Origin of the sequence: Acinetobacter sp. YH12137 (assembly GCF_013418535.1) — a bacterium.
Classification (GTDB): domain Bacteria; phylum Pseudomonadota; class Gammaproteobacteria; order Pseudomonadales; family Moraxellaceae; genus Acinetobacter.
Genome location: NZ_VPBW01000006.1, coordinates 115,660 through 126,828 on the forward strand (window position 1 = coordinate 115,660; position 11,169 = coordinate 126,828).

Here is an 11,169-nt window from a genome sequence, read left to right on the forward strand (position 1 = left end):
TTTTATTCATTCCACCTGAAAATTCTGTATAGAAACGTAGATATGGGCAGAATGATCAGTTAAAAAACCGCCTATGGTATAAGCGGCTCTTTCATTTAACGCTGGTGAATATTTTCTAAGGTATCCACCAAGGTACGCGTGGTCTGGTCAATTTCATAATTGACTTCATCACCTACTTTGGCATTTTTCCAGGTGGTCAGACGCAAAGTTTCGGGAATCAGATCAATCGAAATTTCACTATTGGCGCGATCGACGCGATTGATGGTCAGGCTGCAGCCGTTCAGACCAATAAACCCTTTCAGGAAAAAGTATTTGATATTGCCATCCGGGATCTGAATATCGATATGGTAGGTTTCACCCCGATGTTCCAGATTTTTAATGATTGCTGTGCCTTCGATGTGCCCATACAGATTATGCCCGCCATTTTCTGCACCGACTTTGGCAGAGCGTTCGACATTCACTTCATCACCCACTTGAAGAGATTTTAAGGTGGTGAGGGCAAGGGTTACATCGGAGATATCGAAGTGAATCTGGTTTAGCTTCTGATCAATAGTCGTTACGGTGAGGCAGACGCCGTTGATCGCAACACTGGCGCCAATAAAGACATCCTGAAAAAACTGATTTTCGTTGCTCACGATAATGGTAATGAAGCCATTGCCCTGGCGAATATCCACGACTTTTTCCAAGCCTTGTACGATACCGGTATACATAATTTAAATTTCTATCTCATCGAGTTTGGCTTCATTCTAGTCAAGAATGAAGCAGGCGGCTATCTCTATGCCGAGAACACTGTGTTGCACAAAAAAAATCCCTCAAGCCGAGCCTTGAGGGAATGAATCGTTATGCTGAGCATTATTATAGTTTAAACGAGCTCAGCTTCTTGTTCTTCTTGTTGCTGTTCAGCTTGCTGCGTTTCGAGTTCACGCACGAGTGGCAAGACTTTTTCACCGAAGTATTCCACTTCTTCAATAAAGTGCAGGAAGCCTGAAAGAACCAGATCAACACCGACTTTTTTCAGTTCGATGATACGTTCCGCAATCTGCTGAGGTGTACCGATCAGGTTGGTACGGAAGCCATCGTTATATTGCACCAGATCTTCAAACGTAGATTTGGCCCAGTTACCTTCACCTTCTTTACTGGCTGCGCCCGCTTCACGCGTTGCCTCACCGAAAGATTTTACCGCCTGAACATTGGCCTTGGCCACGATTTCTCGCAGTACTGCTTGCGCTTCCTCTTCAGTATCACGTGCAATCACAAATGCATTTACGCCAATTTTCACAGAGTGGTTGTTCGCTTTGGCTTTTTCACGAATATCATCGATCTGTTTTTTCAGCTCTTTAGGTGTATTGCCATTGGTGAAGTACCAGTCAGACACGCGAGATGCCATATCGCGTGCTGCTCGGGAACTTCCCCCCTGGAAGATTTCAATATACGGTTTTTGTACCGGTTTTGGACTCAAGGTATAGTCTTGGAACTGGTAGTATTTACCATCAAAACTAAAATTGTTTTGGGTCCAGACCCCTTTCAGGCTGCGAATAAATTCTTCTGAACGTGCATAACGTTCGTCATGTTCCGGCCATTCTTCACCAATTGCATCAAACTCGCCACGGAACCAGCCACTTACGACATTAATCGCAATCCGGCCATTGGTGAGATGGTCAATGGTGGCCAGCTGCTTCGCTGCCAGCGCAGGCTTCCATGGGCCCGGCAAGATCGCGGCAATCACTTTTAAACGTTCAGTTTTTGCCAGGATGCCATGACTGAAACTCACTGATTCATGCTGGTTTTCAGCGTTATAGCCCGCAGTAAAACGGATCTGGGTCAGGGCATAATCAAAACCTGCTTTCTCAGCAGTTTGCGCCAGACGGACATTATAGTCATAGCTCCAGTCAGTACGCTGTTCAATGTCGCTGACCACCAGACCGCCACTGACATTTGGAACCCAGTAAGCAAATACAATATTTTTATCTTGAGACATTATTCTTACCCTCTGAATGAAGCGGCTATTAAGCCACTTGAGTCTTTGGCACTTTCTTGCTGTGCAAACGGGATTCTGCGGCATCCAGGCTTGGCACTGCAGCTGAAGGTAAAACTTCTTCCTGTTCGATTTGCTTGTTGATGCCTAGGCTCTGGTTGGCTTGCTGAGATTTTTCTTTAATGACCTCAGCACGCTGCCCCTTTGCTGGCGCCCATTCAAGGATCGGTAGGGCACGAGCCACTGCCAGGGTAATACGGGCACGGAGTAATTCGCTGTGAATGGTGTATTCAGGCGTAAAGTCACGATCTGTGGCATATACCCCGATTGGTAAGGTTTGTGCCTGGAAGAAGCTGAATAATGGGCGTAATTGGTGCTCAAGAACCAGCGCATGACGGTCACTACCACCAGAAGCTGCTAAAAGAACCGGTACATCTACCAGCGCCGTTTGTTCTACGAAGTCAAAGAAATGCTTGAACAGGCCCGTAAATGAAGCGCGGTAAACAGGCGTACCAACAATCAGGGCATCTGCTGCTTCAACGGCTGCTAGATCATCCTGCACGCGTTGCGGTAACTGGTTACGGTAAATTGCACCACCTAAAAGCTGGCCGATTTCGCTAAATTTAATGAAATGTACATTGATTGGCGTCGCTTCACCCAGTTCATCCAGAATGGCTTGAACCAATGCTTCGGTTTTAGAGGGGTGATTCAGGCCGCCAGAAACAGCCACGATATTTAAAGGTTTTTGCTCGGAAAAATGGGACATGTGAAGTACCTAAAAATGGTTAAGCTCGGAATGACCCTATTAATCCCGATTGCCGCAGTAGGTGTAAAATAACGAAATGCTGAAAAGTTATCTGATTTTTCTATATAAGCGGAAAATGTGCTTCTGAAACGGATAGAGCTGGATAAATGGCTGATAACTATATTTATATTGAATAAAGATAAGCTATGCAGAATAGGAATAAATCATATATAAAAAAGTGATGAGAATTAAAGAATTATTGAAATAAGCCAAAATTTAAAAAAATTAAAGAAAAACTCCACATTATTTAAAAAATTGGCGATCTTGCATATCCATAAACTGGCTTGTGTGGTTAGAATAGGAGCTACTGTGCACAAGATCTCTCTCACGTCCTATGAATATTTTAATCGTTGATGATCATCCACTGTTTCGTCATGCTCTGATCCAAGCTGTTCGTTATAGTCTGCCACAAGCGCAGATTCATGAAACTGCAGCAGTCAATGAATTTTATGAACGTCTAGAAAATGGTCCTGAGCCTGATCTTGTCCTTCTGGATTTAAACCTGCCAGGTGCATCGGGCTTTTCTGCTCTGGTCCACGTTCGCGCCCAATATCCTTCGATTCCAATTATTGTCGTTTCTGCTCACGAAGAAGCCAGCATTATCCAGCGTGCGATTGCACATGGTGCAATGGGCTATATTCCAAAATCTGCACATCCAAGCCATATTGGTGAAGCGATTCGTGAAGTCCTCGAAGGTGAAATCTGGTTACCACCCAATCTGCCAGCCAACATGAACTTCGATCCGCGTGCTGCAGACGAAACTGCATTGGCAGAACGGATTCAGTCACTGACACCGCAACAATTCCGTGTCTTGATGATGGTAGCCGAAGGCTTACTGAATAAACAGATTGCCTATGAACTGGATGTTTCAGAAGCTACGATTAAAGCGCACGTAACAGCGATCTTCCGTAAGCTGGGTGTACAAAACCGTACCCAGGCGGTGCTTGCCATCAATGCCTTGAATATTGAAGAAAAGAAAATGTAAGTGATGCTGCTTACAAAATAAAAAAGACCTCAGATGAGGTCTTTTTTATTGCGAGAATGTTGCCAGATTAAGCAATATAATCCTGTTTTTGGGTAACATCGGTACAGAACATGGGATTCAGTGCGGATTGCAGTTCATCAATCTGTTCTTGGGTGACATAGCCTTTAGAGATGAGGTATTCTGCTACGCGATCATCCCGTAGACTCAGGAAAGTCGCATCATACACACCTAAGTCTACAAACAGGACAGCAGTTTCCAGACTGTTAAAACGGTCCAGATAAACTTCATCTTCATACATCAGGAATACATGCTCGTCTGTGCTATTCGGATCGACCTGTAGGTGCTCTGCCAGTTCATGCGGGCAGGTTTTGATAAAGAGCAAGTCAGAGAGTTCATCAAACTGGGTGGTATCCAGGCAATCTTCTTCATTTTTCACTTTGCCGAGCCACGCTTTAAAGACCAGTACGGCACCACCACGCAGCAGCATACTCCAGATCTGATGACGGGTTTTTGCTGGTAAATCTTCGGCTTCCGCTTCCAGAGATTCAATCAACTTGTTTTCCTGTTCAGCCAGACGTTCAAATAAACCTAAACCTTGCGGTTTATAGGCATAGGGTTCAAAGACATCAAAATGCAGTTCATCGAAAACTTGCAGGGCTAAAGGAACTGCATGCTGATACAGGGTTTCAAGTGCCTGAATCTGGGTATCGTCGAGTTTGCTGTATTTAAACATTTGCGTCCAGTCGATGCTGGGTAATAAGGCATTAGCACCATATTGGCGATGGAATTGCTGAGTCTGTGCGGGAAGCTGAGCAATTGATTCATCGAGTTTCATTTTTATAACTCCTATCTAGCAGTGCAAATAGACCAGCTGCCAAAAGGATTTAGGCATTGTCAGATGGAAACTGATCGTTTCTTATATTGTCTATTTTTAGAGCTAAGCCTGTTGTATTAAAAATACGACCAAAGTTCTATCTGCCATAAAATAGGATTAAAAATTAATTTAAAACAACAACTTAAATAATTGTAACTAGGTGTACACATGTATATTAATAGAATTGGTGGCTTTTGCCATAGAGAATGCTGAAATGATAATTTTGAGCAATTTATCAGCAGGAATTATGTGAAATTTGGTGCTTTTAGCACATTGGCCTGATTTTTTTGCCAGTCAGGTAAAGAAAGGTATTTATTCAGTATAAAAAATGCCCATTTTTAAATCATTAAAATGGGCATTGAGATGGAAATAAAAAGTTCTAGTTACCGGAGATTTTCAGACCGGATAACCAGGAACGGAGTGAAGCAGGCTTTAACGGTTTTTTCAGCAGGACAATATTTAAATCCTTCAGGCGCTGTGGCAGTTCCGGATCAGAATCTGCGGTAATCAATGCCACCGGAATATCACTACTACGATGTTCCAGAATAAAGTCCAGACCGATTTTATCCTGATTTAAATGCTGATCGACCAGCCAGACCTGAATATTTTCCTGCTGGATCATTTCGGCTGCCTGTTCTGGTTCAGTGGCTTTAAAGACCTGATAGCCCCATTTGGTCAATAAGGTCGACATGCCTTCCAGAATGGTTTCATCATTGTCCAAACATAGAATCTTAAAGGCCTTGGACTTCAATGGCACAGCCTGAACAGGGGCGGCAATGACTTTCGGCGCTGCGGTCAACGGTACTTCAATCATGAAGCAGGAACCTTTGCCCAGCTCGGAAGAAACATGAACTGGATAATCCAGTAGTCCGGTCATACGCTGCACGATGGCGAGACCAAGCCCCAGACCCTGTTCACCCCAAGGCGAAGTATGGCCACATCGCTCGAATTCCTGGAACAGCTTGATCCGCTGTTCTTCAGCAATACCGGGACCGGTATCCCAAACCCCGATCCGGATATGATTTGGCCGGTTGCTAGAACGCAGTACACCGACCACGACCTTACCTTTGGCGGTATAACGTAGGGCATTGCTGACAAAGTTCTGGATAATCCGGCGAATCCATTGTGGATCGGTGTCAATCCAGAACTGGGCATCATGCACTCGCAGTTTGATGCCACGTTGTGCCGCAATGGATTTGAATTGCAGTTCCAGATCACTTAATAAATCATGCAGTGGATAAGCCTGGCGTTTCGGCTGAATCGTACCGCCCTCCAGTCGGGCAATATCCAGCAGAGCTGAGAGCATGCTTTCTGCCCCATGCAGGGCACGATCCAGTTGCTGCAGGGTCTTGCGATCTTCTTCGCTTTGTACACTTTGCTCCAGCGCCGTACTGAACAGACGTGCAGCATGCATGGGCTGTAACAGGTCATGACTGGCGGCAGCAATAAAGCGGCTCTTGGACATATTGGCTTTGTCGGCTTGTTCACGCGCCAGTTGCTGTTCAGACAGGGCATCAGCGAGCTGCTGGGTACGATCCTGAACCCGGGCTTCCAGTAATGCTTCATTTTCACGGAAGGCAGTAATATCGGCAAAGGTCGTCACGAAACCACCGCCTTCAATTGGGTTACCCCGCATCTGAATCACGCGGCCATCTTTACGGATCCGTTCAAATTCATGCGCACTGCCGACCTGCATCCAGTGAATCCGTTTACGCACATGTTCTTCGACCGAGCCCGGACCACATTCACCGCGTTCAGCGTTATAACGGATTAGGTCAGCGATTGGACAGCCGACATAAACAATATCTTTTGGATAGTCGAACAGTTTCAGGTATTGGTTGTTCCAGGCGACCAGACACATATTTTCATCAACCACACTCACCCCTTGGGTCATATGGTCGATCATGGTCATGATCAGGTTCTGGTTAAAACGCTGCCATTGTGAGGCCTGATCCAGAATATTCGCCACCTGACCGAGGGCCAGGCCATTATTCACCATCGCGGTAGTCAGCAGGGTACGTGCCGAGGCTGCACCAATGGTACCGGCCAGATACTGCTCAGTAAAACGCCACCACATGCCATTGGCACTGCTATTTTCATTCAGTTCCACACTATTTTGAGCACAGAACTGCTGGAAGGCCTGCATGGTTGGACCTTCACCGGTAATGCGCTTGGCCAGCGTAATCAGGTCACCAACTTTTAAACGGGCCACATCCTGATGCGAGTAGCTGACATCAGTAGATGGACTTTGAGAAGGAAGCGGCTTGGTTTCATAGTAGAAGAAACTTTCCGCCTGAATCTGTTCAGCCACACTTGGACGGAACATCCGGGAAACCCAGATATATAGGAATGTGTTCAGACCTAGTGCCCAGACCACACCATGCGTTAAAGGATCAAAAGATTCGAAACCGATCAGGGCTTCAGGACGTAACCAGTTCCAGCCCAAAGGACCCTGTTCCAGAAAACTCTGGCTGAACTGCTGATAGGCTTCTGGCAGGCTGCGCAAAATCGTTGGTAATAGCAGGGTATACGACCATAAAGCGAAACCGGTCAGCAGGCCAGCATATACACCTTGCTTACTCCCACCACGCCAATACAGACCACCAATCAGGGCAGGGGCGAATTGTGCCACGGCACTAAAGGCCAGCAGACCAAAGACTGAGAGCTGGTCAATATCATTAAAAAAGTTGAAGAACAGAAAGCCCATCAACATCACGGCCAGAATACAGATCCGGCGGGTAAATTTCAGTACCAGTGGTAAACGCTTGTCATGCCGTGAAATCAGGTTTAAGCGCCAGAGCGCTGGCATGATCAGGTCATTACTCAGCATGATCGACAGGGCGACTGAAGACACCAGTAACATACCAGTCGAAGCCGAGAAACCGCCTAAGAAGGCCAATAAGGTCAGCCAGTCCTGATTATAGCTAAGCGGTAAAGACAGTACCGCGACATCTGGAATCGCTAAATATTGGGGAGCCGCATGCAGTGCCCAGCTGGCAATCGGGATAATTGCCAGTGTGGTCAGAATCAGATAAATGGCAAACCAGCGACGTGCACCACGGATATGTTTTTCATCCCGTAATTCAACCACTGCTACGTGGAATTGACGTGGCAAGCAGATAATCGCCAGTGCAGCCAACAGGGTCTGTACCCAGAAACTTTCCGGTACGCCAAACAGCTGTACATCATGGAAGGTTGACTGAATATCGCTACTGATCTGAGGCAGATTTTCTGGTGCTTCAAAAATAAAGAAACAGGCTACGGCCAGCAAGGCAAATAACTTAACAAAAGACTCAAAGGCGACAGCCAGCATCAGACCGCCATGCTGTTCGGTGTTGGCAATCTGCCGGGTACCGAAAATCATCGCCAGAATCGCCAGGACGCCAGTCAGGAACAGTACGCTATTGGTGGTACTGGCAATCCCGGCTGAAGGTTCCAGAATGACCGCCGCACTCAAGGCAATTGCACGTAACTGCAAAGCCAGATAGGGAATGATGGCAATCACCGCCAGAATGGTGACCAGCGAAGCCAGAGGCCCACTCTTACCATAACGTGCAGCGACGAAGTCGGCGATAGAGGAAATCGCATGATGCTGGCGTACCCGTCCCAGACGGCGCCAGATATCGTAACCAATCGCGACAAAGAGCAGGGGACCAAGATAGATCGGCAGGAAAATAATTCCTTCACGAACCGCAGCACCGGTCGCGCCATAAAATGTCCAGGAAGAACAGTAGACGCCTAAAGTTAAACTAAACAATAGCATGCGGCCACGGGTACTCAGCCGGCTGGCATGTTTTTCCCCATAGAAAGCGCAAGTAAAGAGTAAAGTGATATAGAGGGCGAGCACCCCTATGATGAGCCAACTGTTCATATAGCCTGATGTGTACTGTGCATGACGCTATGATACCGCATCATGCACTCAGCAGTTTAAATTGATCATTTTTTAACGACCAAAGTCTAAATTACAAGTCATTCTAAATGTTGTTATTTTGCAACAGTGATAATTCGAATTAAAAAATAGTAAGCCCATGGTGGGGCTACAGGAGTGTAACTATGGATGAGGCCCAAGTAGAAAGAATTCTACAGAATCCCAAATTCAAAGAAATGGTACGTAGAAAAAGTACGCTGAGCTGGACCTTAACCGGCATCATGCTATTTGTCTATGTCGGTTTCATGTTGCTTGTTGGCTACAACAAAGAATTTCTATTGTCTTCAATTTCTGGCGGTGTAACGACCTGGGGTGTACCTCTAGGTATCGGTATCATTATTTTGTCTTTTATATTGTGCTGGGTGTATTCCTACATTGCCAATAACAAACTTGATCAGCTGAACAGAGAAGCAATTCAGGAAGTGGAAGCGATTACAAAAGAAAAGGGGCAACACTAAGATGAAAGGGATTTCATATCAAGCGCTTGCTGCTGCAGCGCTGACCTTGCTCAGCTCGGCAATGGCATTTGCTGGACCAGATCTGGGTGCTGCGGAGCAGCAAGCGACCAACTGGCACGCGATTATCATGTTTGTGATTTTCGTTGGAGCAACCTTATTTATTACCAAATGGGCTGCCAAACAAACCACAAATACTAATGATTTCTATACTGCCGGCGGCGGGATTTCTGGCTTCCAGAACGGTCTGGCCATTGCTGGTGACTTCATGTCTGCAGCATCTTTCCTCGGTATTTCCGCGATGGTATTCCTGTCCGGTTTTGACGGATTGCTGTACTCACTAGGCTTTATGGTGGGTTGGCCAATCGTTTTATTCCTGGTGGCAGAACGTTTGCGTAACCTGGGTAAATTTAACCTGTCTGATGTAGTGTCGTTCCGTCTGGAAGAAAAACCAGTGCGTACTCTAGCTGCATTAAGTTCACTGGTTGTGGTTGCGTTTTACCTGATCGCACAGATGGTAGGTGCAGGTCAGTTGATCAAGTTACTCTTCGGTCTGAACTACAATATTGCTGTGGTGATTGTTGGCCTGTTGATGATGGCTTACGTAATCTTCGGTGGCATGCTAGCGACCACTTGGGTACAGATCATTAAAGCAGTAATGCTGTTGTCTGGTGCGACATTTATGGCTTTCATGGTAATGAAGGGCGTAGGTTTCAGCTTTACCAATATGTTTGAACAATCGATTCAGGTTTACTCTAAAGTACATGACTTGAGCCTTGCAGATGCAACCAAGATTATGGGTCCGGGTAATCTCGCTTCGAATCCGGTCGATGCGATTTCTCTTGGTCTGGCGCTGATGTTTGGTACAGCAGGTCTGCCACATATCCTGATGCGTTTCTTTACAGTAAAAGATGCCAAAGAAGCACGTAAATCAGTGGTGGTTGCAACAGGCTTTATCGGTTACTTCTACCTGTTAACCTTCATTATCGGTTTCGGTGCGATTCTATACGTAGCGAACAACCCGCAGTTCCTGGACATTGCAAAAATGGCAATCACAGGCAAGCTAGAGCTGGTGGGCGGTAACAACATGGCCGCGGTTCACCTGGCAGATGCTGTGGGTGGTGACCTGTTCATGGGCTTCATTTCTGCAGTGGCATTCGCAACCATTCTTGCGGTAGTTGCAGGTTTGACCTTGTCAGGTGCTTCAGCAATTTCACATGACTTGTATGCAAACGTATTCAAGAAAGGCCGTACTACACCTGAATCTGAACTGCGCATGTCTAAAATTGCAACTCTTGGTCTTGCTATCTTTGCGATGATCTTGGGAATTCTGTTCGAGAAGCAAAACGTTGCCTTCATGGTAGGTCTGGCATTCTCGGTAGCAGCATGTGCCAACTTCCCGGTACTAGTACTGTCTATGTTCTGGAAAGGCCTGACCACACGTGGTGCTGTCATTGGTGGCGTGGTTGGTCTGGTGACTGCGGTAGTGCTGATTGTACTGTCTAAAGCCGTTTGGGTAGATACTTTCGCGATTTCAGATACACCAGTCGTTCCATTTAATGGTCCTGCATTATTTGCAATGCCATTGTCTTTCTTCTGCTGCTGGTTCTTCTCCATCACAGACCGCTCAGTGAAAGCACAGGCAGAACGCAAAGCTTTCGATGCACAGTTTGTTCGCTCACAAACAGGTATTGGAATCTCAGGTGCATCTGATCATTAAGATCTGATGTCCTAAAAAAGCCTCCTGATGGGTAATGCCAGTCAGTTAAGCAGACATTAGAAAAATGTAGTAAAAATGAGTGTATGCCAATACGCTCATTTTTTTATGACTTTATCTGAAAATTTAGATTGTACTCTTCAACATTCTCTACCTTCACTTAGCCATTTCAGTGAATTCATTGATTTAAATTGGATTGAAGAGAGCCTGCGTCAAACAGGTAAGGCTTCTATCAGGAGAAGAAAATTACCTGCCGAACATGTGGTATGGCTGGTGATTGGGCTTGCCCTGTTTCGAGATCAGCCGATCGGGTATGTGGTAGAGCAACTAAAACTTGTGTTTGGTACCACAGAATATTGCGTTCCCAGTGCAGCAGTACAAGCACGACAACGCTTAGGGCGAGAGCCCTTGAATGCCTTGTTTTCTCTAC

General features: G+C 46.0%; 9 protein-coding genes. 4 read left to right on the plus strand and 5 right to left on the minus strand.

Annotated features, from left to right (window positions below):
• Positions 1-95: 95 nt before the first annotated feature.
• From FTU72_RS05310 to msuE, 3 genes are all read right to left on the minus strand, one after another.
• A complete protein-coding gene (locus tag FTU72_RS05310) occupies positions 96-710 on the minus strand; it encodes a riboflavin synthase subunit alpha (RefSeq protein ID WP_125279183.1) in 615 nt (204 codons plus the stop codon).
• A gap of 152 nt (positions 711-862) precedes the next feature.
• The gene (gene sfnG / locus FTU72_RS05315) at positions 863-1,978 is read right to left on the minus strand and encodes a dimethylsulfone monooxygenase SfnG (RefSeq protein WP_180052522.1); all 1,116 of its coding nucleotides are present in this window, start codon (positions 1,976-1,978) and stop codon (positions 863-865) included.
• 28 nt (positions 1,979-2,006) lie between these two features.
• Complete coding sequence (msuE, locus tag FTU72_RS05320) at positions 2,007-2,741, minus strand: FMN reductase (RefSeq protein ID WP_166139499.1); 735 nt, start codon at positions 2,739-2,741, stop codon at positions 2,007-2,009.
• 373 nt (positions 2,742-3,114) lie between these two features.
• On the opposite strand from msuE, the gene FTU72_RS05325 reads away from it, so the two are divergent.
• Complete coding sequence (locus FTU72_RS05325; protein ID WP_004781530.1) at positions 3,115-3,765, plus strand: response regulator transcription factor; 651 nt, start codon at positions 3,115-3,117, stop codon at positions 3,763-3,765.
• 67 nt (positions 3,766-3,832) lie between these two features.
• Here the strand turns inward: FTU72_RS05325 and FTU72_RS05330 are convergent, their stop codons facing one another.
• Positions 3,833-4,600, minus strand: coding sequence for a hypothetical protein (locus FTU72_RS05330; protein ID WP_180052523.1), 768 nt, complete (start codon positions 4,598-4,600; stop codon positions 3,833-3,835).
• A gap of 418 nt (positions 4,601-5,018) precedes the next feature.
• Positions 5,019-8,510, minus strand: coding sequence for a PAS domain-containing hybrid sensor histidine kinase/response regulator (locus tag FTU72_RS05335; RefSeq protein ID WP_180052524.1), 3,492 nt, complete (start codon positions 8,508-8,510; stop codon positions 5,019-5,021).
• 182 nt (positions 8,511-8,692) lie between these two features.
• On the opposite strand from FTU72_RS05335, the gene FTU72_RS05340 reads away from it, so the two are divergent.
• The 3 genes from FTU72_RS05340 to FTU72_RS05350 form a co-directional block, all read left to right on the plus strand.
• Complete coding sequence (locus FTU72_RS05340) at positions 8,693-9,025, plus strand: DUF485 domain-containing protein (RefSeq protein WP_004781535.1); 333 nt, start codon at positions 8,693-8,695, stop codon at positions 9,023-9,025.
• 1 nt (position 9,026) lies between these two features.
• Positions 9,027-10,742, plus strand: a complete 1,716-nt coding sequence (locus tag FTU72_RS05345) for a cation acetate symporter (RefSeq protein ID WP_180011055.1) — start codon at positions 9,027-9,029, stop codon at positions 10,740-10,742.
• A gap of 105 nt (positions 10,743-10,847) precedes the next feature.
• Positions 10,848-11,169: transposase domain-containing protein (locus tag FTU72_RS05350; protein WP_180052525.1), on the plus strand; the 322-nt coding region annotated here is incomplete at its 3' end.

Excerpts from the sequence above, each read along its gene's own strand:
- FTU72_RS05310 (WP_125279183.1), bottom strand. The coding sequence starts at position 710 with ATGTATACCGGTATCGTACAAGGCTTGGAAAAAGTCGTGGATATTCGC.
- sfnG (WP_180052522.1), bottom strand. The coding sequence starts at position 1,978 with ATGTCTCAAGATAAAAATATTGTATTTGCTTACTGGGTTCCAAATGTC.
- msuE (WP_166139499.1), bottom strand. The coding sequence starts at position 2,741 with ATGTCCCATTTTTCCGAGCAAAAACCTTTAAATATCGTGGCTGTTTCT.
- FTU72_RS05325 (WP_004781530.1), top strand. The coding sequence starts at position 3,115 with ATGAATATTTTAATCGTTGATGATCATCCACTGTTTCGTCATGCTCTG.
- FTU72_RS05330 (WP_180052523.1), bottom strand. The coding sequence starts at position 4,600 with ATGAAACTCGATGAATCAATTGCTCAGCTTCCCGCACAGACTCAGCAA.
- FTU72_RS05335 (WP_180052524.1), bottom strand. The coding sequence starts at position 8,510 with ATGAACAGTTGGCTCATCATAGGGGTGCTCGCCCTCTATATCACTTTA.
- FTU72_RS05340 (WP_004781535.1), top strand. The coding sequence starts at position 8,693 with ATGGATGAGGCCCAAGTAGAAAGAATTCTACAGAATCCCAAATTCAAA.
- FTU72_RS05345 (WP_180011055.1), top strand. The coding sequence starts at position 9,027 with ATGAAAGGGATTTCATATCAAGCGCTTGCTGCTGCAGCGCTGACCTTG.